Annotated in this window: 19 protein-coding genes; 12 read left to right on the top strand and 7 right to left on the bottom strand. The window is 70.7% G+C overall.

The window, feature by feature from the left end:
- Nucleotides 1-191 precede the first annotated feature (191 nt).
- The 3 genes from Saso_RS18485 to Saso_RS18475 are packed head-to-tail and all read right to left on the bottom strand — an operon-like array spanning nucleotide 192 to nucleotide 2,270.
- On the bottom strand, nucleotides 192-1,346 hold the full coding sequence (locus tag Saso_RS18485; RefSeq protein ID WP_189923716.1) for a cystathionine gamma-lyase: 1,155 nt from the start codon (nucleotides 1,344-1,346) through the stop codon (nucleotides 192-194).
- Nucleotides 1,343-1,885: a low molecular weight protein-tyrosine-phosphatase gene (locus tag Saso_RS18480; RefSeq protein WP_189923717.1), complete on the bottom strand. Its 543-nt coding sequence runs from the start codon at nucleotides 1,883-1,885 to the stop codon at nucleotides 1,343-1,345. Before Saso_RS18480 ends, Saso_RS18485 begins: the two co-directional genes overlap by 4 nt.
- 7 nt (nucleotides 1,886-1,892) lie before the next feature.
- Complete coding sequence (locus Saso_RS18475; RefSeq protein ID WP_189923718.1) at nucleotides 1,893-2,270, bottom strand: phage holin family protein; 378 nt, start codon at nucleotides 2,268-2,270, stop codon at nucleotides 1,893-1,895.
- Between the two features lie 58 nt (nucleotides 2,271-2,328).
- On the opposite strand from Saso_RS18475, the gene Saso_RS18470 reads away from it, so the two are divergent.
- The 4 genes from Saso_RS18470 (at nucleotide 2,329) to Saso_RS18455 (ending at nucleotide 4,675) form a co-directional block, all read left to right on the top strand.
- On the top strand, nucleotides 2,329-2,646 hold the full coding sequence (locus Saso_RS18470) for a cupin domain-containing protein (RefSeq protein WP_189923720.1): 318 nt from the start codon (nucleotides 2,329-2,331) through the stop codon (nucleotides 2,644-2,646).
- Nucleotides 2,647-2,851: 205 nt separating this feature from the next.
- Nucleotides 2,852-3,064 carry a DUF5326 family protein gene (locus tag Saso_RS18465; protein ID WP_189923721.1) on the top strand — a complete coding sequence of 71 codons (213 nt, stop codon included), beginning with the start codon at nucleotides 2,852-2,854 and terminating at the stop codon, nucleotides 3,062-3,064.
- A gap of 206 nt (nucleotides 3,065-3,270) precedes the next feature.
- Nucleotides 3,271-4,128 (top strand): IclR family transcriptional regulator, encoded by an 858-nt coding sequence (locus Saso_RS18460; protein WP_189923723.1) that lies wholly within the window; start codon nucleotides 3,271-3,273, stop codon nucleotides 4,126-4,128.
- Nucleotides 4,129-4,228: 100 nt separating this feature from the next.
- Nucleotides 4,229-4,675 carry an SsgA family sporulation/cell division regulator gene (locus Saso_RS18455; protein WP_189923725.1) on the top strand — a complete coding sequence of 149 codons (447 nt, stop codon included), beginning with the start codon at nucleotides 4,229-4,231 and terminating at the stop codon, nucleotides 4,673-4,675.
- Nucleotides 4,676-4,822: 147 nt separating this feature from the next.
- On the opposite strand, the gene Saso_RS18450 is transcribed toward Saso_RS18455, so the two are convergent.
- Nucleotides 4,823-6,067 carry a YibE/F family protein gene (locus tag Saso_RS18450; protein WP_372442452.1) on the bottom strand — a complete coding sequence of 415 codons (1,245 nt, stop codon included), beginning with the start codon at nucleotides 6,065-6,067 and terminating at the stop codon, nucleotides 4,823-4,825.
- Nucleotides 6,068-6,157: 90 nt separating this feature from the next.
- Between Saso_RS18450 and Saso_RS18445 the strand changes: the two genes are divergently transcribed.
- From Saso_RS18445 to Saso_RS18435, 3 genes are all read left to right on the top strand, one after another.
- Nucleotides 6,158-7,054 carry a hypothetical protein gene (locus Saso_RS18445; RefSeq protein WP_203833543.1) on the top strand — a complete coding sequence of 299 codons (897 nt, stop codon included), beginning with the start codon at nucleotides 6,158-6,160 and terminating at the stop codon, nucleotides 7,052-7,054.
- A gap of 281 nt (nucleotides 7,055-7,335) precedes the next feature.
- Nucleotides 7,336-9,177, top strand: coding sequence for a phosphomethylpyrimidine synthase ThiC (gene thiC / locus Saso_RS18440; RefSeq protein ID WP_229901352.1), 1,842 nt, complete (start codon nucleotides 7,336-7,338; stop codon nucleotides 9,175-9,177).
- Nucleotides 9,178-9,254: 77 nt separating this feature from the next.
- Complete coding sequence (locus Saso_RS18435; protein ID WP_189923727.1) at nucleotides 9,255-10,721, top strand: VWA domain-containing protein; 1,467 nt, start codon at nucleotides 9,255-9,257, stop codon at nucleotides 10,719-10,721.
- A 210-nt stretch (nucleotides 10,722-10,931) separates the two neighbouring features.
- On the opposite strand, the gene Saso_RS18430 is transcribed toward Saso_RS18435, so the two are convergent.
- The 3 genes from Saso_RS18430 to Saso_RS18420 form a co-directional block, all read right to left on the bottom strand.
- Nucleotides 10,932-11,807: a hypothetical protein gene (locus Saso_RS18430; RefSeq protein WP_189923729.1), complete on the bottom strand. Its 876-nt coding sequence runs from the start codon at nucleotides 11,805-11,807 to the stop codon at nucleotides 10,932-10,934.
- Nucleotides 11,808-11,999: 192 nt separating this feature from the next.
- Complete coding sequence (locus tag Saso_RS18425; protein WP_189923731.1) at nucleotides 12,000-13,085, bottom strand: metallophosphoesterase; 1,086 nt, start codon at nucleotides 13,083-13,085, stop codon at nucleotides 12,000-12,002.
- A gap of 721 nt (nucleotides 13,086-13,806) precedes the next feature.
- Nucleotides 13,807-14,919 carry a LacI family DNA-binding transcriptional regulator gene (locus tag Saso_RS18420; RefSeq protein ID WP_189923733.1) on the bottom strand — a complete coding sequence of 371 codons (1,113 nt, stop codon included), beginning with the start codon at nucleotides 14,917-14,919 and terminating at the stop codon, nucleotides 13,807-13,809.
- A gap of 417 nt (nucleotides 14,920-15,336) precedes the next feature.
- Here Saso_RS18420 and hisC point away from each other — a divergent pair, with 417 nt between their 5' ends.
- The 5 genes from hisC (at nucleotide 15,337) to Saso_RS18395 (ending at nucleotide 23,774) form a co-directional block, all read left to right on the top strand.
- Nucleotides 15,337-16,416 (top strand): histidinol-phosphate transaminase, encoded by a 1,080-nt coding sequence (gene hisC, locus Saso_RS18415; protein WP_189923735.1) that lies wholly within the window; start codon nucleotides 15,337-15,339, stop codon nucleotides 16,414-16,416.
- A gap of 163 nt (nucleotides 16,417-16,579) precedes the next feature.
- The gene (locus Saso_RS18410) at nucleotides 16,580-18,088 is read left to right on the top strand and encodes a cytochrome ubiquinol oxidase subunit I (protein ID WP_189923737.1); all 1,509 of its coding nucleotides are present in this window, start codon (nucleotides 16,580-16,582) and stop codon (nucleotides 18,086-18,088) included.
- Nucleotides 18,089-18,108: 20 nt separating this feature from the next.
- Nucleotides 18,109-19,113 carry a cytochrome d ubiquinol oxidase subunit II gene (cydB, locus tag Saso_RS18405; RefSeq protein ID WP_189923739.1) on the top strand — a complete coding sequence of 335 codons (1,005 nt, stop codon included), beginning with the start codon at nucleotides 18,109-18,111 and terminating at the stop codon, nucleotides 19,111-19,113.
- Nucleotides 19,114-19,205: 92 nt separating this feature from the next.
- Nucleotides 19,206-22,697, top strand: a complete 3,492-nt coding sequence (gene cydD, locus Saso_RS18400; protein WP_189923740.1) for a thiol reductant ABC exporter subunit CydD — start codon at nucleotides 19,206-19,208, stop codon at nucleotides 22,695-22,697.
- Nucleotides 22,698-22,907: 210 nt separating this feature from the next.
- A complete protein-coding gene (locus Saso_RS18395) occupies nucleotides 22,908-23,774 on the top strand; it encodes an AraC family transcriptional regulator (RefSeq protein WP_189923741.1) in 867 nt (288 codons plus the stop codon).
- Nucleotides 23,775-23,787: the final 13 nt, after the last annotated feature.

Raw genomic sequence — 23,787 nt, 5'->3', positions numbered from 1 at the left:
GAGGCGAGGCCCAACTATAAATAAGTCGATAGGCTTCTGTCGCTACTGTGATTGGACACTGACACAGAGTCAACTAGCCTTGTCGTCGCGGTTCTTCGCGTGTGGAACCGGGGACGGTCCGAGCCACGAGGGGGGAGGCTCGGACCGTCCGTCGTGCGTAGCGGGACCCCCGCGAAGGGGCCCCCGCGCGGTCATCGCGCCGACTCCTCCAGCGCACGCAGCACATCCGCCACGAGGTCCTCGGGATCCTCGGCTCCGACGGACAGCCGGACGAAGCCCTCCGGCACCGCGTCGCCGCCCCAGCGCCCGCGCCGTTCCGCGGTGGAGCGGACCCCTCCGAAGCTCGTCGCCTCCTCGACGAACCGCAGTTCCTCGAGGAATCGCTCGGCACGCGCGCGCGTGGAGAGCGTGAAGGAGATCACGCAGCCGTAGCGGCGCATCTGCTGGGAGGCGACCTTGTGCGAGGGGTCGTCCGGCAGCCCGGGGTACCGCAGCCCGGTCACCTCGGGCCTCCCCCGCAGAGCCTGCGCGACGGCCATGGCAGTGGCGTTCTGGCGGTCGACGCGCATCTGGAGCGTGGCGATGGACCGGTGGGCCAGCCACGCCTCCATGGGGCCCGGAATCGCCCCGACGATCTTGCGCCAGCGCCGGACCGCCGCCATGGGCTCGCCGGTCTTCCCGGTGACGTAACCGAGGAGGACGTCGCCGTGGCCGGTGAGCTGCTTGGTGCCGCTGGCCACCGAGAAGTCCGCGCCGAGTTCGAGCGGACGCTGGCCGAGCGGGGTGGCGAGCGTGTTGTCCACGGCGACCAGAGCACCTCGCGCGTGTGCCGCTTCTACGAGCCGCCGGATGTCGCACACATCGAGCCCGGGGTTGGAGGGCGACTCGATCCACAGCAGCTTCGCGCCGTCCAGCACCTCCAGCTGGGCGTCGCCGGCGGTCGGCGCAGTGCGCACCTCGACGCCGTACGCCTCCAGCTGCGCACGCACCAGCGGCAGCACCTGGTAGCCGTCGTCGGGCAGCACGACGGCTTCCCCGGCCCGCAGCTGCGAGAACAGCACCGCGGAGATCGCGGCCATGCCGGAGGCGAAGACGAGCGTCTCGACCCCGTCCCGGCCCGGTGCCTCGAGCTCGCCGATGGCCCCCTCGAGGTGGGTCCAGGTCGGATTCTCGTCGCGGCCGTAGGTGTACGGGCCGGTGGGCTCGCCCGGCAGATGGAAGTGTGCCGCGAACACCGGCCCGGGCAGGGTCGGCTCGTGCTTCACCGGTTCGGGCAGCCCCGCCCGCACCGCGCGCGTGCCCTCGCCGGGCCCGCCGGGCAGCTCCTCCTCGGTGAATTCGTTCATGCCACTTGTCCTTCCACGTCGTCGCGTACGGCGGCGAGCAGGCCGTCGCTCGCCTCCTCCACCATCTCAAGACACTCCACGAAGCCGCGCCGCGCCCCGTAGTAGGGGTCGGGAACGTCCAGGTCGGCGCCCTGCGGAGCGGAGGGGGAGTGCGAAGGGTCCGGTGAGGACCGGTGGCCGGCCGGTGGGCGGGTGAAGGAGCGCAGCAGCCGCACCTTCGCCGCGTCCTCCTCGGTGGGTGCGAGGAGACGCAGGGCTTCCAGGTGGCCGGAGTCGAGGGCCAGGACGAGGTCGAGGCGGGCGAACCAGGACGCCTCGAAGTGCCGGGCCGTGTGCTCCAGGGCGTAACCGTGCTCCTCCAGGACGGACCGTGCGCGCGGATCGGCGTTCTCGCCCTCGTGCCAGCCGTCCGTGCCGGCGCTCTCGACCTCCACCAGTGCGTCGAGCCCCGCCTCGTCCACACGCGCGCGGAACACCGCCTCGGCCATCGGCGAGCGGCAGATGTTGCCCGTGCAGACGAAGCAGACGCGAAAGGTCATCGAGGACTCAGTCCTCGTCGGGCAGGACGACGTTGAGCGCCCAGGAGACCACGGAGATGATCAGACCGCCCAGCACCGCGGTCCAGAAGCCCTCCACGTGGAAGCTCACGTCCAGCTTGTCGGCCAGCCATGAGGTCAGCAGCAGCATCAAGGCGTTGACCACCAGGGTGATCAGACCGAGCGTGAGGATGAACAGGGGAAAGGTCAGCACCTTCACGACGGGCTTCACGAGGAAGTTCACCAGGCCGAAAAGCAGTGCGACGACTATGAGGGTGCCGACCTTCTTGCCCGTGCTGTCACCGGTCAGGGTGATGTCTTCGAGCAGCCAGACGGCGACCGCCAGGGCGCCCGCGTTGGCGATCGTCTTGACTACGAAATTCTTCATGTGTCTGATCGTGGCAGAGAGATCGTGAACGAGCACCGGACAGGGGCGGACAAGGTCGATGAAGGCATTCCGGCTGGACGAACTGGAGGCGGAACGAGCCGCCAACGACGGCGCCTACCTGCAGTTCCTGCGGGAGCGGAACATGTCGGTCGGGCTCTACGCGCTGGACGCGGGCACGCATGATCCCCAGAACCCGCACAACCAGGACGAGGTGTACTTCGTCGTGAGCGGACGCGCCTCGATCACCGTCGGCCTGGAGACCACGCAAGTGGCGCGCGGCAGCGTGGTGTACGTCCCGGCCGGGGTCGCCCACAAGTTCCATCACATCAGCGAGGACCTGCGGGTCCTGGTCGTGTTCTCGCCACCCGAGAGCTGAACCGCTCCGCGCGGGGCGCGGTGTCTCTCCGCCCGCCGGGCGACCGGGAGTCTCGGGGTTCCCTCAGGGATCGATCAGGGGAGGACAAGGGATCCGAGGGCCCCGCCGGCACCTGCTTCGGCCCTAGCATCGACGACAGGACATCGTGATGCCCGGCCCGACAGGGGTGCCGGACAGCGACTGCAAGAGGATGAGGACGAGGGCGATGCAAGAGATCTTCTCGGGACTGCCGTGGTGGGTGAAGTGGGTCGCGGTGCCGGTCATCGCCCTGGTCGTGTTCGGCGGCCTGATAGCCAGCATCGTCGGCTTCGTGATCGGCCTGCTGTTCAAGCTGCTGATCTTCGTGGCACTGGTCGGCGGACTCGTCTACGTCGTCAGGAAGTTCACTTCGGGTTCCTCGTCGCGCAGCGACTGGTGAGCGGTGCGGGAGGCCGGCGATCGGTAACACGGAGCGCCCGTTCCCTCGGCCGGGGGAAGTTTCCCTGACAGCCCGTCTGTGAGCGGTGGCAGGCGGTTAAAGTCCGGAACTCGTCGCGGGGACGACCCCCGCGAGCGGCGTACTCCCCCACCCGTGTTCCCCCCGCACGGACCGCCCCCCCTCGCGCTTCGGAGTGACCCTTGGTCATGGTTGACACCGCATCCGCAGAACCGTACGCACCCCCGACCCGGCCGCCTTCCTCCGCGCCCCCGCTGCAACGCCCGCCGACCACGGCCCTGACGGGGCACCCCCATCCCGCGGCCACCCTGATCGGCTCCGTGCAGCGCGCCATGCGGCTGCTGGAATCCGTCGCGGAGCACGAGTACGGCGCCCCGGCCAAACAACTCGCCCGCGAGACCGGCCTCGCGCTGCCCACGGCCTACCACCTGCTGCGCACGCTCGTCCACGAGGGCTATCTGCGGCGGGACAAGGGCCTGTTCTTCCTGGGCGAGGCGGCCGAACGGCTCGGGACGAGCGGAGCGGCGCAGAAACGTCGCAGCACGGTTGCCGACACCCTCGCCCAGTGGCGCGATTCGATCGGTGTCCCCGTGTACTACGCCCGCTACCGCGACGGCGAGATCGAGATCATGTGCGTCTCCGACACCCCCGGCAATCCCGCCGTCGAGGAGTGGGCCGACTTCCGCGAGACCGGCCACGCGCACGCCATCGGCCAGTGTCTGCTCTCCCAGCTGGACGAGGACACGCGCCGTGAGCACCTGAACCGCTACCCCGTGCAGTCGATCACCCCGTACACCGTGCGGGACAACCACACGCTGCTGCGACGTCTGGAACGCATGCGACGCATGGAACCGGTGATGGAGAGGCAGGAATACGCGGTGGGCACGGTGTGCGCCGCCATCCCGATCACGGTGGGCACCACCGCGGCGACGATGGCGATCTCCCTGCCGGCCCATCACGCCCACCGGCTGGTGCCCGCGGCTCGGCAGCTGCAGAGCGAGGTCGGCCGTCTGCTGGGATCACTGGCGATCTCTATCAGTATCTGAAAACTCACTCCTTGTGATCTGTTGTGTACGTTCAGCAAGATGCGTGCAGTGCCAGAAGGTCCATTCCCGGCCAGTCGGCGGCAAATGACGGGGTTAGGCAATGCGCGAGTCCGTACAGGCAGTACAGGCAGAGGTCATGATGAGCTTCCTCGTCTCCGAGGAGCTCTCTTTCCGTATCCCGGTGGAGTTGGGTTACGAGTCGTGCGATCCGTACGCCGTGCGACTCACCTTCCATCTGCCCGGTGATGCCCCGGTGACCTGGGCCTTCGGGCGCGAGTTGCTCATCGACGGGGTGGGAAGGCCGTGCGGTGAGGGGGACGTCCGCGTCTCGCCGGTGGACGTCGACGTGCTGGGAGAGGTGCTGATCCGGCTTCAGGTCGGCGGTGACCAGGCACTGTTCCGTTCTTCTGCCGCACCGCTGGTGGCGTTCCTCGACCGCACCGACAAGCTGGTCCCGTTGGGCCAGGAAGGTGCTCTCGCCGATTTCGACGCGCACCTGGACGAGGCGCTGGACCGGATCCTGGCGGAGGAGCAGAGCGCCGGCTGAGGTGACCTCGGTGGACGGGCGGCGATCGGTGGCACAACGCCTTGCCACGACCGATGTTGTGCAGGAACGCTTCTTCTTCCCCGATGGAAGCGACGGGCGCGCCCGGGCCCGCCGGTCTCCCGGCACCCGGGCGCCCGCCCCCTCGACTCAGCGCTTGCGACGCCTGCCCCGGCCGCCCCGTGCCTGCGCGGTGGCGGCGGGCGCCGCTCCCGCCGAAGCGGCGGCGACGGGTTCCGGGGCCGTCCCGGGCGCCTCCTTCGGACCCGGCCGGTCGGCGGAGACCACCAGGGCCGCCAGGGCCGTGGTGACCGGCACCGAGGCGACCAGCCCGATCGAACCCACCAGGGTGCGCACGATCTCCTCCGCGACGAGCTCGCTGTTGGCGACGGAGCCCACACTGCTCTGCGCGATGGAGAAGAGCAGCAGCAGCGGCAGAGCGGCACCGGCGTAGGCGAGGACGAGCGTGTTGACCACCGACGCGATGTGGTCCCGGCCGATGCGGATGCCGGCCCGGTACAGACCGCGCCAACCCATCGCGGGGTTGGCCTCGTGCAGTTCCCAGACCGCCGAGGTCTGGGTGACCGTCACGTCGTCCAGGACGCCGAGCGAACCGATGATGATGCCGGCGAGCAGCAGACCGCTCATGTCGATCGAGGGGTACAGGCCGTGGATCAGGCCGGTGTTGTCGTCCGTGTTGCCGGTCAGCGCGGCCCAGTCGATGAACAACGAGCCCAGGATGCCGATCAGCAGCAGCGAGATCAGGGTGCCCAGTACCGCGACCGAGGTGCGGGCCGAGAGACCGTGACAGAGGTAGAGGGCGATCAGCATGATGGCGCTCGATCCCACCACCGCCACGACCAGCGGGTTGGACCCCTGGAGGATGGCGGGCAGGACGAAGAAGTTCAGCACCATGAAGCTGATGGCGAGCGCCACCAGGGCCATGACGCCCCGGAGCCGCCCCACGACGACGACGGCGACCGCGAAGATCAGGGCCAGGACCGTCATGGGGATCCGGCGGTTCACGTCGGTGACCGAGTACTGGAGGTCCTTCGGCGCCGAGGGCTCGTAGGCGACGACGACCTTCTCGCCCTGTTCCAGCTGCCGAGACTGGTCCGGCTGCACGATCTCGGTGAACGTACGGCCCTTGTCGCTGCCGGTGTCCACACGGATCGTGGCCCGCTTGCAGGTGCCGCCGGCCTGCTGCTGCGCGGAGGAGCCCTCGGCCGTGGAGGTGTCGCCGGTGGGGGTGCCGCCAGAGGCGTTCACCGACGCACAGCTCACGCTCTCGACCTTGGTGACCGTGGCCTGCTGGGTCTGCCGGTCGAAGCCGACCCCGGTGCGCTCGTGTGCCGGGGCTCCGCCCGGCCACAGCACCACGAGACCCACGAGCACCGCGGCACCGAACGGGATGAGGATGGCCGCGATGACCTTGCGCAGATGCCGCGAGACGGGGGCGGCCGGACCGTGACTGTGGCTGTGCCCGTGCGCATGCCCGTGCCCGCCGCCCGAGCCGCCGTGGCCGTGCCCCGGGCCCGCACCGTGATCGCCGCCGTGTCCTGCGCCACGGCCGTGGCCGTGCTCGGCGTCGTGGCCACAGTCTTGGCTGCTGCCGTGGGTCCCGCCGTGACCGCCGTGACCGCCGTCATCGTTGGGGGCGCCGGGGCCCCCGTCGTGAGTGTCGGTGTACGGGTCGCCGGGCCGCCGGCCGGGGCCGCCACCACGGCCACCGTCGAAGTCCTGCCCCCGGCCGAAGGCGTCGTCGAAGCCGTACCCGTCACCGGAGCCAACCCCGGTGCCGCCCCCAGGGCGGCCACTACGGCCGGGGTTCGCGCCCGGGCGGACACCGACACCGGCATCCGCACCGGCACCAGCACCGGGGCCGCCACCGAGACCAGGACCGCGTCCAGGACCGGGTCCGGGTCCGGCTCCGGGGCGTGGGTGAGGTGCCTCATGGCCCTGCTCGCGAACAGGGCCGGTGCCGTAGCCCTGGGGGTTCCCCCGAGCCTGGCCGGTCCCGAAGCGCTGCCCGGGCCCGTAGCGCTGGTCGGCACCGGGCTCCTGGCCGCTCCCGTACGCCGGGTTGTCCGCGGGGCCTCGCCCGCCTCCATGACCACGGTCGTTCCCCGGCCCTGCCCCGGGCATCGGGCTCCGTCCGGGGGCCGTCGAGTCACCGGCGGGCGGGCGCTCGCCGCGGGGAGCCCCCGCTCGCCTCAGACCGCCGAGGCCGCCGGCGTATCCCGGTCCACGGCCGGGGCCCTGTGGTCGGCCGTGACCGTCGCCGAAGCCGCGGTCACCTCCGGGGCCACTGCCGGAGCCACGGCCGGACCCGTCGTCGTTGCCGTCGCCGGCACCCGGTCGACGGGGTGGCTCCTGTGGTGAGTACGGGGGCTGGTGTGGGGTGGTCACCGCCCGATCATCGCAAGAACGTCAGGGGCCCTCTGTTCACCGCGCCAGAATTGCCGCTAGCGTGGAGCCAACCTTTGCACACGCGGGAGCTCGGAGCACCGGGCTGAGAGGGCGCTGACCTCCGTCTTCGCGATGTTTCACGTGGAACGTCCCTCACGACGAGTGATGTCTCACATGAAACGTCGGCAGGCGGTAGCCGCTGCGTCGACCGCCGAACCTGTTACCGGGTAATGCCGGCGTAGGGAGTAGGTCTCATGACCAACAAGGACGCACGCACGCCTGCCTTCACGCAGAACGCGACCAGCGACAGCGCGACCAGCGACAGCGCCGTCGGCGGGAGCGAACCGGAAGCCGGGAAGTCCATCGGCTGGCACAAGGCGTACGTCGAGGGCACCCGCCCCGATGTACGGGTGCCGGTCCGTCAGGTGCATCTCACCAACGGGCAGTCGGTCACCCTGTACGACACCTCCGGCCCGTACACCGATCCGCTCGCCGACACCGACGTCCGCAGGGGCCTGTCGCCGTTGCGGGAGAACTGGATCATCGCGCGCGGGGACACGGAGGAGTACGCGGGCCGTCCCGTCCGTCCCGAGGACGACGGAGTCAAGCACACCTCGCCGCGCGGCGGTCTGCGCAACCTCGACGCGGTCTTCCCGGGGCGGCCGCGCCTGCCGCGCCGTGGCCGGGGCGGCGAGGCGGTGACGCAACTCGCCTATGCGCGTCGGGGGGAGATCACGCCCGAGATGGAGTTCGTCGCCCTCCGCGAGAACGTCTCTCCCGAGGTGGTGCGCGAGGAGATCGCGGCGGGCCGCGCGGTCCTGCCGGCCAACGTCAACCATCCCGAGATCGAGCCGATGATCATCGGCAAGCGGTTCCTGGTGAAGGTCAACGCCAACATCGGCAACTCGGCGGTGACGTCCTCCATCGAGGAGGAGGTCGAGAAGATGACGTGGGCCACCCGGTGGGGCGCCGACACGGTCATGGACCTGTCGACCGGCCGCAACATCCACACGACGCGTGAATGGGTGCTGCGCAACTCCCCCGTCCCCATCGGCACCGTGCCGCTGTACCAGGCGCTGGAGAAGGTCGACGGCCGGGCCGAGGAGCTGACCTGGGAGATCTACAAGGACACGGTCGTCGAGCAGGCCGAGCAGGGCGTGGACTACATGACGGTCCACGCCGGTGTCCGGCTCGCGTACGTGCCGCTCACCGCCAACCGCAAGACCGGCATCGTGTCGCGCGGCGGTTCGATCATGGCGGCCTGGTGCCTCGCGCACCACAAGGAGTCGTTCCTGTACGAGAACTTCGAGGAACTCTGCGAGATCCTCGCCGCCTACGACGTCACGTACTCGCTGGGCGACGGTCTGCGGCCGGGTTCCATCGCGGACGCCAACGACGCGGCACAGTTCGCGGAGTTGAGGACGCTCGGGGAACTCAACCGGATCGCGAAGCGTTTCCATGTACAGACGATGATCGAGGGCCCGGGACATGTCCCGATGCACAAGATCAAGGAGAACATCGACCTTCAGCAGGAGATCTGTGATGAAGCTCCGTTCTATACGCTCGGCCCGCTGACGACGGACGTCGCGCCGGCGTACGACCACATCACCTCCGGCATCGGTGCCGCGATGATCGCCTGGTGGGGCACGGCGATGCTCTGCTACGTCACGCCGAAGGAACACCTGGGCCTGCCCAACCGTGACGACGTCAAGACCGGTGTCATCACTTACAAGATCGCCGCCCACGCGGCCGACCTGGCCAAGGGGCATCCCGGCGCGCAGGACTGGGACGACGCGCTCTCCGACGCCCGCTTCGAGTTCCGCTGGGAGGACCAGTTCAACCTTGCTCTCGATCCGGACACGGCACGGGAGTTCCACGACGAGACACTTCCGGCGGAGCCGGCGAAGACCGCGCACTTCTGCTCGATGTGCGGGCCCAAGTTCTGCTCGATGAAGATCAGCCAGAGCATCAGCGAGCGGTTCGGCGGCGGTGCGGCCGACGGCGCCTCCGCGGAGGAGATAGCCGAGGGCATGCTGGCGAAGTCCAAGGAGTTCGCGGCGAGCGGGAACCGGGTGTACCTGCCGCTGGCCGAGTGACCTGACCTGGAGAAGTGGGAGGAGAACATCACGTCCGTTCGGTTGCCCTCCGGCGTCGGCTCGGCAGACTTGCCTGCATGACAGCGCGATCCATGAGCAAGGGTGCCAATCTGCCGGTCGACGCGCCGGACGTACAGGTCGAACTCAGCTGGGCCGAGGGGGCCGGCGGGCCGGACATCGACGCCTCGGCGCTGCTGCTGGCGCAGGACGGGCGGGTTCGTGACGACACGGACTTCGTCTTCTACAACCAGCCGTTGCACGCGTCGGGCGCCGTGCGCCACCTCGGCAAGCGGCGCGACGCCGGAACCATGACCGACACGGTCCGGGTGGACCTCCGCTCGCTGGAGAGCGCGATCACACGTGTGGTGCTGTGTGCGTCGGCCGACGGCGGCACCTTCGGGCAGGTGCGGGGCCTGACGCTGAGACTGCTCGGCACCGGGTCCGGCTCCGAACTGGCCCGCTTCGAGATGCAGGCCGGTACGGAGACGGCGTTCATCGCGGGTGAGCTGTACCTGCGCGAGGGACGCTGGAAGTTCCGGGCGGTCGGACAGGGCTACGCCTCCGGGCTCGCCGGAGTGGCCACGGACTTCGGGATCACGGTCGACGAGGAGCCGGAGAGGGCGCCCACGTCGGCCGGCCCGGCGCCGCTCGCCCCTCCGCCGCTCACCCCGCCATCGCCGCTCGCCCCTCCGCCTCCGCTTGCCGCCCCCTCGCCGGTCGCTCCTCCGCACGCGCCGCCGCCGGTAGCCCCGGCGTCCGGCGGGGTGTCCGGGGCGCGGTTGTCCAAGGAGGAGGAGCGGCTTCCCGTCGACATGCGCAAGCGGCTGTCCCTGCGCAAGGAGCAGGTGGCCGTCAGCCTGAGAAAGCACGGGGCGGTCGGGGTCAGCGCGCGGGTCGTGCTCGTACTCGACGCCTCGGGGTCCATGTCGTTCCTGTACTCGCGCGGGGTCGTGGCGGACGTCGTGGAGCGGATGGCGGCCGTGGCGGCACAGCTCGACGACGACGGGGAGATGCAGGCCTGGACGTTCGCCAGTGAGGCCGCACGCCTCCCCGACCTGCGGCTGGGCGAGCTTCCCGAGTGGCTGCGGCTGCATGTGCGGGTGGGCGAGATGAGCCTGTTCCGGCGCAGCAAGAAACCCCGCCGGGGGATGGAACCGGGGCAGATCGACATGCGGACGATCGGCATCCAGAACGAGGAGCAGAAGGCGATCGCGCAGGTCAGGTCGTATGTGCGGGAGAACCCGGCGGCGGCTCCGACGCTGGTGCTCTTCTTCTCCGACGGAGGGGTGCACCGCGACGCGGCGATCGAGCGGGAGCTGCGGGCGGCTGTCGAGGAACCGATCTTCTGGCAGTTCGTGGGGCTGGGACGGTCCGACTACGGAGTGCTGGAGCGGTTCGACACGCTTCCCGGGCGTCGCGTCGACAACGTGGGCTTCTTCGCCGTGGACGACATCAGTACCGTCCCCGACCAGGAGCTCTACGACCGGCTGCTGTCCGAGTTCCCCAGTTGGATCAAGGCAGCGCGTCATGCGGGCATCCTCTGAGGCCGTCCCGCTCGGGCCTGACCGCTCGTGCTGTCCCGCCATCAGCCCTGCCCGGGCCCCGTCCGGGCCGATGGGCAGGCCGTGCACGGAGGTACCGCGCGCCTTCGTGCACGGCGTGCCCGGGCATGGCGAAGGCGCCGTACGGCCCGGCCGTACGGCGTGCGGCTTGCGCGTCCCGGCGGGGTAGCCGGGCGGGCGCAAGCCGGGTGTCTATTCCGGCTGGTGCTCCGGGCCGCCGAAGTCCGGGCTGGTGTAGTCCGGGCTGCTGAAGCTCGGGCGCGGGCCGGTCGAGCGGCCGTCGTCCGGGCTGGTGAAGCCGGGGCGGTCGTAGCCGATCTTCGGAAGGCGGCCGGTGGGAGCCGGCGGGGACGGTGTGGTGTGCAGGGCGGTCGCCGTGCCGGGGTCGGTGAGCGCCTCCTGGAGGAACGGCAGGATGCCGCGCGCCAGCAGGGCTTCCCGCCAGGCTTCCCTGGCCTGGTCGACCTCCTCGCTCAGTTCGCTGTACGGCCCGGCCTCGAGGGAGGGTCGGTTGCGCAGGGCGGTGAGCAGCAGCGCCACCATGGCGACGAGGATCGCGGCCACGGCGACGGCTCCGAACGTCCAGCCGGCGGCGAGCATGGTGCGGGCGAACGCCTGTCCGGGGTCGAGCACCCGGAGGATGTAGCCGACGAGCAGGAAGATCAGCGCCGCGGCACCGGCGAGGACAGGGGTGAGGACGGCGGCGACGGCGCCCGCCCCGGCGGCCTCGGCGGCCTGGGCCGCTTCTCCCATGGTCGTGGCGAGGCCCATCGCGGCCGTGCCCGGCTCCGCCGAGCCGGTCTCGGACGTGGTCGAGGGGGTGGCCGGCGCGGGATGGCGCAGTTCCTCGCGGACCTTGACGTAGTGCTGGTACTCGGCGGCCGCCGCCACGGTGATGAGGGCGGAGGCGTTGAGGGCCATGGTGCGCAGTTGTTCGGGGTTGAGCCGCTGTCCGACAGCAGCCAGTTCCGGGTGGTGTGGGGCGGAGCGCAGCGCCTCGTCGAGGATCCGCTCGTACTCCTGGCGGTCCTCGCTGTTCAGGTGCTGCGGAACGCTGTTCATCTGCATCCCCCGATGCTCCGTAGGGCTTGGGGCTCGCATGCCAACGAGCCGTCGGGCAGAAACGGAGGGGAGCCTGCTACGGATAACCCGATGGTAGAGCGGCGACGGCATGGGGTGACAGGGGGTTTGCCGAAATTGGCCCCTGGCCTGGGATGTCGCCGACGGGGCCGGCGTGGGGAACTTCTGCCCCGGGAATGCTCAGGATTCCAGGGGCAGTTGCTGGACCAGCAGTTTTCCGGCCATCGTCACGCCGCCGTCCATCGCGATGGCCAGGCCGTCCGCGTAGACGTGGGGCCCCTCGACGTGCGGGCCGCCGCTGTCCTCGTCCTCCTCGGAGCCGACTTCGCCCAGAAGATAGGGAATCGGGCTGTGACCGTGAACGATCCGGGTGCCGCCGTACGTATCGAGCAGTGAGCGAACGGCGTCGGCGCCGCCCTCGTCGCGGAAGGAGAAGCGCTTGGTGAACTTGCGGAACAGGTCCCACACTTCGTCCGCGTCATTACGCGTGATCGTCTCGCGGACGGTGTCGTTGACCGCCTCGATCGAGTCGCCGTAGTCGAGGTAGGCGGTGGTGTCGGAGTGGACGAGCAGATGACCGTCGACCTCCTCGACGGCGTCGAGGCGGGCCATCCACTGGAGGTGGTGGTCCTGGAGACGGTCCATGTCGTACTTCTGGCCGCCGTTGAGCAGCCAGGCGGCCTGGAAGGTGGCGGTGCCCGCGCCGGAGTTGACGGGGGTGTCCCCGAAGCGCTTGGCGCCGAGCAGCAGCAGTTCGTGGTTGCCCATGAGGGCCTTGCAGTACCCGCCGGCCGCGGCGGCTTCGGCGGAGAGCCGCATGACGAGGTCGATGACCCCGATGCCGTCCGGGCCGCGGTCGGTGAAGTCGCCGAGGAACCACAGCCGGGCGGTGCCCGCGCACCAGTTGCCCGCGGAGTCGACCAGGCCCTTCTCCTGGAGAGCGGCCACCAGTTCGTCGAGGTAGCCGTGCACGTCGCCGACGACGAACAGCGGTCCCGGGCCGGTCGAGGGAACCGGGGCGTGGGTCGTCGCGGGGTCGACGGCCACCTGGAGGGTGTCGCCGCGTCGGCTGATGACCGGCAGGTCGCGCTGGGTCGGCGTGTAACCGTCCGGATGTTCCAGCGGTTCCTCGAGGGGCGGCGCGGTATTGCCGGGCTCCGTGCCGTGGTCGTACGGACCGGTCTCGTTGACGTACCCGGGCACCCGGAAGTCGCGCAACGTCGCCGTACGCTCCACCTCGGGTCCCTGACCGGCCCCCTGAGTCATCAGACCCCTCCACCATCGCGCCGCATCTGCACCCTTCGGGCTGCCTGGTCGCAGCGGCCCGCGGTGCCGTGCGCCCATCATAGGAATGCGGATCGTGCCGTGTGATGACCCAGGGGTGGTGAATCGGAGCAAGGCTCCAGTTCATCGCGGCTTTCGCCCCGATTGGGCCGGGCTTCGGCAGTGCGCTCTCACCGCGGTGGCACCTCGTCCGCACCGGCGTTCCACTCCCGGAGTGTGCTCGGGAGGCACACTCCGGACCACGGCACGGACCGGGGAGCGGGATGTCCGTGAGCCGGAAGGGCACGAAGAGGCCTGTGCGGCGGGTGGGACATCCGGGACCGCCGGGGAGATCGCGGTCGACCTGATGCCAGAAACCGCCAACGCGCCGAAAAACGCCCGTACGTGACGTTTACGGACTTACGTTGACGCCGACTCGCACCGACGGCCGACGCCGAGCGTGAAGCCCCGGACGCCGGACGCCGGCCCCCGGAGCGTGCAGCGCCCGATGCCGGACCCCAAGCGCCGAGCCGCCGACGCCGGACGCCAAGCCCCCGACGTCGGACGCCCCCCCCGGAGCGTGCAGCGCCCGACGCCGGACGCCGCCCCCCAAGCCCCCGACGCCGGACGTCGCTTTCCCCCCAAAGCGCCCGACGCCGTTCGCCGCTCCCCCCGTCGCGTGGGCGAGGGGTACGAGGAGCGGCGAGCCGCGGCGGGGCCGGGGCTACTTCCCCTCCGGGGTCCGTGGCGGGCTGACCGTCGTCCGAGGGGAGCGTCGCTGGGACGAGGTGCGCACGAACAGCTCCGTCGGTATGACCTGCTCCACCGGACGGTCCGTCTCCTCTCCCTCGATGGCGTCGATGAGGAGTTGGATCACCGCCGTGCCGATGCGCCGGGGTTTGAGCGAGAGCGTGGTGACGGGCGGCTCGGTGTTGGCGTACACCGTGGACTCGCTGCAACACACGACCAGCAGGTCCTCGGGCACGCGCAGCCCGTAGCGGCGGGCGGCGGCGAGCAGGTCGGTGCCGTTGGGGTCGAACAGGCCGTAGACGGCGTCGGGCCGGTCGGGACGGGCCAGCAGCCGGTCGGCGGCCACGGCCCCGGCGCACGGGTCGTGCGCGGGGTAGGCCTCGTAGACCGGGTCCTGGCCGACCCGTTCGCACCACCGCAGGTACGCGCTGGTGGACAGGTGTGTGTAGGTGTCGGTCGTGGTGCCCGTGAGCAGGCCGATGCGGCGGGCGCCGGCGTCGGCCAGGTGGTCGAGGATGTCGAGGACGGCGGCCTCGTGATCGTTGTCCACCCAGGCGGTGACCGGGAGCGTGCCGGCCGGGCGGCCGTCGGAGACGACGGGTAAGCCCTGCCGGACCAGCTCGCTGACCACCGGGTCCTGGTCGGAGGGGTCGATGACGACCGTGCCGTCCAGGGCCACGTTGGACCAGACGTCGTGGCGCGAGGTCGCGGGGAGGATCACGAGCGCGTAGCCGCGGGCGAGCGCGGCCGAGGTGGCGGCGCGCGCCATCTCCGCGAAGTAGGCGAACTCGGTGAAGGTGAAAGGTTCATCCCCGTACGTCGTCACGGTCAGGCCGATGAGGCCCGACTTGCCGGTACGGAGGGTTCGGGCCGCCGCCGATGGGCGGTAGCCGAGTCGGTCGGCGACCTCGCGGACATGGCGACGGGTGGCGTCCGGGAGCCTGCCCTTGCCGTTGAGGGCGTCGGATACGGTCGTGATGGACACTCCGGCGGCGGCGGCCACGTCCCTGATGCCCGCCCGGCCCGGCCGGCTGCCTCGGCGTGAGGTTTCCGCGCGGCTCACCTGGTGCTTCCCTGCTGCTGTCATGGCGAGCCGATAGTAGGGCTCATCCGGTGGGGTAGGGCGGACGCATATGCACGCGTTGACAGGCACGTTTCTGCAAGGCATAAGTGGCTCAACTGCCTTGGAAACACAGGTAGTTGCGCGGTTCCATGCCAGGACGTGGTGTGTCGGCACGGATGAGCCTGTCGTGGCACCGATGTTTCGAAGAGGTCTCAACTCACCTGCACGAGGGATGCGCGCCACGGAGTGCACTACCGGCGCGTAGATATATGTGCGGCGCGCCCCCTGGGACGTACGCCTTCGTGGGGCTTCGTCCGGAGAAGTCGCGGGGCTCTCCCCCCCGTTTCGGGAGGTCGGGCCCCTCTCACCTGTTCGCAGCCGCGCCGAATCCTCATAAGGTGAGCAGTATTGAAGCCGGTGGTGGTCACGAGGAGGACTGCGGTGAGCGAGACGAGCCCCAAACTGCGCGCCGAGCTGGAGGGGATCCCCACCTACAAGCCGGGCAGGCCGGCCGCGGCCGGTGGGCCCACGGCCTACAAGCTGTCCTCCAACGAGAACCCCTATCCGCCGCTGCCCGGTGTGATGGAGAGCGTGACGGCGGCAGCCGCGTCCTTCAACCGGTACCCGGACCTGGCGTGCACGGCCCTGGTGAGCGAGCTGTCCGAGCGCTTCGGCGTCCCGGCCTCCCACCTCGCCACCGGCACCGGCTCGGTCGGTGTCGCGCAGCAGCTCGTCCAGGCGACCGCGGGCCCCGGCGACGAGGTGATCTACGCCTGGCGGTCCTTCGAGGCCTACCCGATCATCACGCAGATCAGCGGCGCGACGGCCGTGCACGTCCCGCTGACGCCGGGGGACGTGCACGACCTGGACGCGATGGCCGACGCGATCACCGACCGGACGCGGCTGATCTTCGTCTGCAATCCCAATAACCCCACGGGCACGGTCGTGAAGCGGGCCGAGCTCGAGCGGTTCCTCGACCGGGTGCCGCGGGACGTCCTGGTCGTGCTCGACGAGGCGTACCGCGAGTTCATCCGCGATCCCGAGGTGCCGGACGGCGTGGAGCTCTACCGCGAGCGGCCCAACGTCTGTGTCCTGCGGACCTTCTCCAAGGCCTACGGCCTGGCCGGTCTGCGGATCGGCTTCGCCATCGCCCACGAGCCGGTGGCGGAGGCGCTGCGCAAGACGGCGGTGCCCTTCGGCGTGAGCCAGCTCGCGCAGGAGGCCGCGATCGCTTCGCTGCGCGCCGAGGACGCCCTGCTCGGCCGGGTCGGCTCCCTGGTGTGCGAGCGTCTGCGGGTGGTCGAGGCGCTGCGCGCGCAGGGCTGGACGGTGCCCGACACCCAGGCCAACTTCGTGTGGCTGCGGCTGGGCGAGCACACGACCGCCTTCGCCGCCGCGTGCGAGCAGGCCGGCGTCGTGGTGCGGCCGTTCCCGGGTGAGGGTGTGCGGGTGACGATCGGCGAGAATGAGGCGAACGACATCTTCCTGAAGGCGGCGGAAGGGTTCCGTCAGGAGATGTAGCGCCGTCCGCACCGGTTTCGGCTGGTCGGAGGCGGTCCGAGGGGGGTTTCCGCGGGTAGCGGGGACCCCCCTTCGCCTGTCGAAAATCGGTGCGGCATACTAGCTTGTGAATGTGAACGCTTTCACAAGCGTGATCCACGAGCGTGAGGTAAGGAGTGACGACGTGGACCTGGCTCTGGCGCCGGAGACACTGGCGCGCTGGCAGTTCGGCATCACCACCGTCTACCACTTCCTCTTCGTCCCCCTGACGATCTCCCTCGCGGCCCTCACCGCCGGGCTGCAGACCGCCTGGGTGCGCACGGAGAACGAGAAGTACCTCAGGGCGACGAAGTTCTGGGGCAAGCTCTTCCTGATCAACATCGCGATGGGTGTCGTCACCGGCATCGTGCAGGAGTTCCAGTTCGGCATGAACTGGTCCGACTACTCGCGCTTCGTCGGTGACGTCTTCGGTGCCCCGCTCGCCTTCGAGGCGCTGATCGCCTTCTTCTTCGAGTCCACCTTCATCGGTCTGTGGATCTTCGGCTGGGACAAGCTGCCGAAGAAGATCCACCTGGCCTGCATCTGGATGGTCTCGATCGGCACGATCCTGTCGGCGTACTTCATCCTGGCGGCCAACTCCTGGATGCAGCACCCCGTCGGCTACCGGATCAACAAAGAGAAGGGCCGGGCCGAGCTCACCGACTTCTGGGCCGTGCTGACCCAGAACACCGCGCTCAGCCAGGTCTTCCACACCATGTCCGCGGCCTTCCTCACCGGCGGCGCGTTCATGGTCGGCATCGCCGCCTTCCATCTGTACCGCAAGAAGCACGTCCCCGTGATGAAGACCTCGCTGCGGCTGGGCCTGGTCACCGTGGTGATCGCCGGACTGCTCACCGCCGTCAGCGGTGACGTCCTCGGCAAGGTCATGTTCAAGCAGCAGCCGATGAAGATGGCCGCCGCCGAGGCGCTCTGGGACGGCGAGGCGCCCGCACCCTTCTCGGTCTTCGCCTACGGAGACGTCGAGGAGGGGCACAACAAGGTCGCGATCGAGATACCGGGCCTGCTGTCCTTCCTCGCCAACGACGACTTCAGCTCCTACGTCCCCGGCATCAACGACGTGAACAAGGCCGAGCAGGAGAAGTTCGGCCCCGGCGACTACCGGCCCAACATCCCCGTCGCCTACTGGGGGTTCCGCTGGATGATCGGCTTCGGCATGACGTCCTTCGCGATCGGCCTGGCCGGGCTCTGGCTCACCCGCAAGAAGTTCCTGCTGCCACGGCATCTGAGGGTCGGCGAGGACGAGGTGCCCCATGTGGTGCTCTTCCGGAACAAGGCGCTCAGCCCCAAGCTGACCAAGCTCTGCTGGCTGGCGGCGATCTGGACCCTGGGGTTCCCGCTGATCGCCAACTCCTGGGGCTGGATCTTCACCGAGATGGGCCGTCAGCCCTGGGTCGTGTACGGCGTCCTCCAGACCCGTGACGCGGTCTCCCCCGGGGTGTCCCAGGCCGAGGTCCTCACCTCCATGATCGTCTTCACGGCGCTCTACGCGATCCTCGCCGTCATCGAGGTCAAGCTGCTGGTCAAGTACGTGAAGGCCGGCCCGCCCGAGCTCACCGAAGCCGACCTCAACCCGCCCACGAAGATCGGTGGCGACTCCCGGGACGCCGACAAGCCGATGGCCTTCTCCTACTAGGCCGAGGGAGCTGCACAGACATGGAACTGCACGACGTCTGGTTCGTCCTGATCGCCGTCCTGTGGACCGGCTACTTCTTCCTGGAGGGCTTCGACTTCGGGGTCGGCATCCTCACCAGGCTGCTCGCCCGGGACCGGCCGGAACGGCGCGTCCTCATCAACACCATCGGGCCGGTCTGGGACGGCAACGAGGTATGGCTGCTCACGGCGGGCGGCGCGACCTTCGCCGCCTTCCCCGAGTGGTACGCCACCCTCTTCTCCGGCTTCTACCTGCCCCTGCTGCTCATCCTGGTCTGCCTGATCGTGCGCGGCGTGGCCTTCGAGTACCGGGTGAAGCGGCCCGAGGAGAACTGGCAGCGCAACTGGGAGACCGCGATCTTCTGGACCTCGCTCCTCCCCGCGTTCCTGTGGGGCGTCGCCTTCGGCAACATCGTGGGGGGCGTCAAGATCGACCGGAACTTCGAGTACGTGGGCAACGTCTGGGACCTGCTCAACCCGTATGCGCTGCTCGGGGGGCTGGTGACCCTGACGCTGTTCACCTTCCACGGTGCGGTCTTCACGGCCCTGAAGACCGTGGGAGACATCCGGGAACGGGCACGGAAGCTGGCTTCCCAGGTGGGCCTCGTCACCGCTGTGCTCGCCCTGGTCTTCCTGCTGTGGACGCAGATCGACAGCGGTGACGCCAAGAGCCTGGTCGCGCTGCTCGTGGCGGTCGGCGCCCTGGTCGCCGCGCTGGTGGCGAACCAGGCGGGACGCGAGGGCTGGTCGTTCGCGCTCTCGGGCGTCACCATCGTGGCCGCCGTCGCGATGCTCTTCCTGACGCTGTTCCCGAACGTCATGCCGTCCTCGCTCGACGCGAACTGGAGCCTCACGGTCACCAACGCCTCGTCGAGCCCGTACACCCTGAAGATCATGACCTGGTGTGCGGGGATCGCCACGCCGCTCGTGCTGCTCTACCAGAGCTGGACGTACTGGGTGTTCCGTAAGCGGATCGGCACCCAGCACATCGCCGAGACCTCGCACTGAGTCCGAAGTGGGGTGTGTTTCACGTGAAACACACCCCCTGAGGAGAGAGAGCGTGTTTCACGTGAAACATGCTCTTTGAGAAGGGTGTTCACGTGAAACCGATCGACCCGCGCCTCCTCCGGTACGCCCGCGCCACCCGGTTCTTCCTGGCTGCGGTCGTCGGCCTGGGCGCTGTCGGAGCGGCCCTGGTCATCGCCCAGGCGATGCTCATCGCCGAGACCGTGGTGGGTGCCTTCCAGCACGGTCTGTCCATCACCGGGCTGCGCACCCCCCTGCTGCTGTTGGTGGCCGTGGCGGTCGGCCGTGCGCTGGTCGCCTGGCTCACCGAACTCGCCGCCCACCGTGCGAGTGCCGCCGTGAAGTCGGAGCTGCGCGGACGGGTGCTGGAGCGGGCCACCGCCCTGGGGCCGGACTGGCTCGGTGGCCGGCGCACGGGCTCGCTGGTGGCCCTCGCCACGCGCGGGGTGGACGCCCTCGACGACTACTTCTCCCGCTACCTGCCCCAGTTGGGGCTAGCGGTGGTCGTGCCGGTCGCGGTGCTCGCGCGGATCGTGACCGAGGACTGGGTGTCCGCCGCGATCATCGTCGGCACGCTGCCCCTCATCCCGGTCTTCATGGTGCTGATCGGCTGGGCCACGCAGTCGCGGATGGACCGTCAGTGGCGCCTGCTGTCCCGGCTGTCCGGACACTTCCTGGACGTCGTCGCCGGGCTGCCCACCCTCAAGGTGTTCGGCCGGGCCAAGGCGCAGGCCGAGTCGATCCGGCGTATCACCGGCGAGTACCGGCAGGCGACCATGCGCACGCTGCGGATCGCCTTCATCTCGTCGTTCGCGCTGGAACTGCTGTCGACGCTCTCGGTGGCCCTGGTGGCCGTGACAATCGGCATGCGGCTCGTGCACGGCGAGATGGATCTGTACACGGGGCTGGTGATCCTCGTCCTCGCGCCCGAGGCGTATCTGCCGCTGCGGCAGGTCGGGGCGCAGTACCACGCGGCCGCCGAAGGACTGGCCGCAGCCGAGGAGATCTTCGAGGTACTGGAGACGCCGGCACCGCCGCAGGGCACGGTCGAGCCGGCCGGGACGGAGGTGGCCTTCGAGAACGTGACCGTGCGCTACCCCGGACGTGCCGCCGACGCCGTCACCGACGTGTCCTTCACCGTCCGGCCCGGCGAGACGGTCGCGCTGGTCGGACCGAGCGGCGTGGGCAAATCCACCCTTCTGAACACGCTGCTCGGATTCGTGCGCCCGTCCGGGGGCCGGGTGCTGGCCGGGGGAGTCGACCTCGCGTCGGCCGACCTGGAGCGGTGGCGGTCCCGGATCGCCTGGGTGCCGCAGCGCCCGCACCTCTACGCAGGGACGATCGACGAGAACGTACGGCTGGCGCGTCCCGACGCCGACGAGGCGGCCGTGCGGCGGGCGCTCGCGGACGCGGGAGCACTGGAGTTCGTCGAGGCACTGCCCGCCGGGACCGGCACCGTGCTCGGCGAGGACGGGGCCGGCCTGTCCGCGGGGCAGCGGCAGCGGCTCGCGCTGGCCCGGGCGTTTCTCGCGGACCGGCCCGTGCTCCTGCTGGACGAGCCGACGGCCGCGCTCGACGGGGAGACCGAAGCTGAGGTGGTGGCGGCCGTTCAGCGCCTCGCGGCGGGACGGACGGTGCTGCTGGTCGTGCACCGGCCGGCCCTGCTGGCGGTGGCGGACCGGGTGGTCCGGCTGACCGGGGCCACCGCGCCCGCGGACCCGGCTCCCGCGCCCAAGGCCGCTGGCGCGACCGCGCGGGAGGAGGTGACGGCTCCGGCCGTCACCGGTGGATCCGTGACGGAGCCCGTCACGGAGGGGGCGGGCGTCCTCGCCCGGGTGCGCGCCATGGCCGGTGCCCGACGCGGCCGGCTCGCCCTCGCGCTGCTGCTCGGCAGCCTCGCGCTCGGCAGCGCCGTGGGCCTCATGGCGACCTCCGGGTGGCTCATCTCGCGGGCCTCGCAGCAGCCGCCGGTGCTGTACCTGATGGTGGCCGTGACGGCGACCCGCACCTTCGGCATCGGACGAGCGGTCTTCCGGTACGCGGAACGGCTCGTGTCGCACGACGCCGTGCTGCGGATGCTCGCCGACACCCGGGTCGCCGTCTACCGGCGGCTGGAACGCCTCGCGCCCGCCGGACTGCGCTCGGCCCGGCGCGGCGACCTGCTGACCCGGCTGGTCACCGACGTGGACGCCCTCCAGGACTACTGGCTGCGCTGGTTGCTGCCCGCCGGTTCCGCCGTCCTCGTCTCGGCCGGGTCCGTCGCCTTCACCGCGTGGCTGCTGCCCGAGGCCGGCGCGGTGCTCGCCGCCGGGCTGCTCGCCGCCGGGGTGGGGGTCCCGCTGGTCACCGGTGCCGTGGCCCGCCGGGCCGAGCGCCGGCTGGCCCCCGCCCGCGGTGTGCTGGCGACGCGTACGGCCGATCTGCTCACCGGCACCGCCGAACTGACGGTCGCCGGCGCACTGCCCGCCCGTACCGCCGGCGTGCGCGCGGCGGACGGCGTGCTCACCCGGATCGCCTCGCGCGCGTCGGCCGCCACCGCCCTCGGGGACGGACTGACGGCGCTGGTCTGCGGGCTGACCGTGACGGCGGCCGCGCTGGTCGGCGCCCAGGCGGTCGCCGGCGGACGGCTGAGCGGGGTGACCATGGCGGTGGTCGTGCTCACCCCGCTGGCCGCCTTCGAGGCCGTCCTGGGGCTTCCCCTGGCCGTGCAGTACCGCCAGCGGGTGCGCAGGAGCGCGGAGCGGGTGTTCGAGGTCCTGGACTCCCCCGAGCCCGTCCGTGAGCCGGAGTCGCCGCGCCGGGCGCCCGCGTCGCCCTTCCCGCTCGTCCTCGGCGGGCTCACCGCACGGCACGCAGGCCAGGACCGGGACGCGCTGGCCGGAGCCGACCTCGTCCTGGAACGGGGCCGCCGGGTCGCCGTCGTCGGACCGTCGGGATCGGGCAAGACCACGCTCGCGCAGGTGCTGCTGCGCTTCCTGGACGCCACAGCGGGCTCGTACACGCTCGGCGGGGTGGACGCGTCCGCCCTGGACGGGGACGACGTACGCCGGCTCGTCGGACTGTGCGCGCAGGACGCGCACCTCTTCGACAGCTCGGTCCGCGAGAACCTGCTGCTCGCGAAGAAGGGGGCGAGCGAGGAAGAGGTGCGGGACGCGCTCGCGCGAGCCCGGCTGCTGGAGTGGGCCGACGGTCTGCCGGACGGGCTGGACACGCTCGTGGGCGAGCACGGGGCCCGGCTGTCCGGCGGCCAGCGTCAGCGTCTCGCGCTGGCCAGGGCGCTGCTCGCCGACTTCCCCGTCCTGGTGCTGGACGAGCCGGCCGAGCATCTGGACCTGCCCACCGCCGACGCCCTCACCCGGGACCTGCTGGCCGCGACCGAAGGCCGCACGACCCTGCTCATCACCCACCGCCTGGCCGGTCTCGAGGCCGTCGACGAGGTGGTCGTGCTGGACGGGGGACGCGTGGTGCAGCGCGGTCCGTACGCGGCCCTGGTGTCCGAGGAGGGTCCGCTGCGGGCGATGGCCGAGCGCGAGGAAGCGGCGGAGCTGCTGGTGGGAGCACGCTGACCGCACACCCCGCCCGTCATCCGCCGACCGAGGCCCCCGGTACCCGGTCCGCCGCCACGCCGGTACCCGGCCCGCCACCCCGCCGGGCAGGCCCGGCCGCTCCGGCGGGTGAGGGGGTTCCGTGTCCGATCGGATCGGGCACAGGAAGTCGGGTCCGGTAGGACCTCCGCCGCCTAGCGTGGTGATCACGACAGCGGAAGGGGACCGGGCGTGCTGGAACGGCTGAACCAGGCCATGGACCACATCGAGGACCGCCTCGACGGGTCGATCGACGTGGCGGAACTGGCGCGTGGGGCGGCCACTTCGGAGTACCACCTGCGCCGGATGTTCTCCGCGCTCGCGGGAATGCCCTTGTCGGAGTACATCAGGCGCCGGCGGCTCACCGTCGCGGGTGCCGAGGTGCTCGCCGGAGCCGGCCCGCTGCTGGAGATCGCGGTGCGCTACGGCTACGGCTCGGGCGAGGCGTTCGCGCGGGCGTTCCGCGCGGTGCACGGCGTCGGGCCCGGCGAGGCCCGCCGGACCGGCGCCGCGCTCGTCTCCCAGCCCAGGTTGACCTTCCGCCTCACCGTCGAAGGGAGCAGCAGCATGCGCTATCGCGTAGTGGACCGACCGGCCTTCACCGTGGCCGGGCTCAAGGCCCGGGTGCCCTTGGTGCACCTGGGGCCGAACCAGGCGATCATCGACTTCGTGCGCGGGATCGACCCGCGGGTCCTGGAGCGTCTGGAGGACCTGTCGGACCAGGAGCCGCGCGGCATCGTCGCCGTCTGCGACGACCTGGACCCGAGCCGGGCCGAGGGCACGGAACTCGACTACTACCAGGGGGTGGTCACCTCCGCGGCCGCCCCGGAGGGGACGGCCGGGCTGTCCGTCCCGGCCGGCACGTGGGCCGTCTTCACCACGTCAGGGCCCGCACCGCAGGCGATCCAGGAACTGTGGCGGGACGTGTTCACGCAGTGGTTCCCGTCCAACCCGTACCGGACCCGGCCGGGCCCGGAGATCCTGCGTACCCGCTTCGCGGTGGACCGGGCCGAGGCCGAGGCCGAACTGTGGCTGCCGGTGGAGCGTGACCGGGGCTGAGGCCGTGGGGCGG

The sequence above is a fragment of the Streptomyces asoensis genome (assembly GCF_016860545.1).
Classification (GTDB): Bacteria; Actinomycetota; Actinomycetes; order Streptomycetales; family Streptomycetaceae; genus Streptomyces; species Streptomyces asoensis.
The sequence above is the reverse complement of the archived record's forward strand: the minus strand, read 5'-3'. Positions and strand labels throughout refer to the sequence as shown.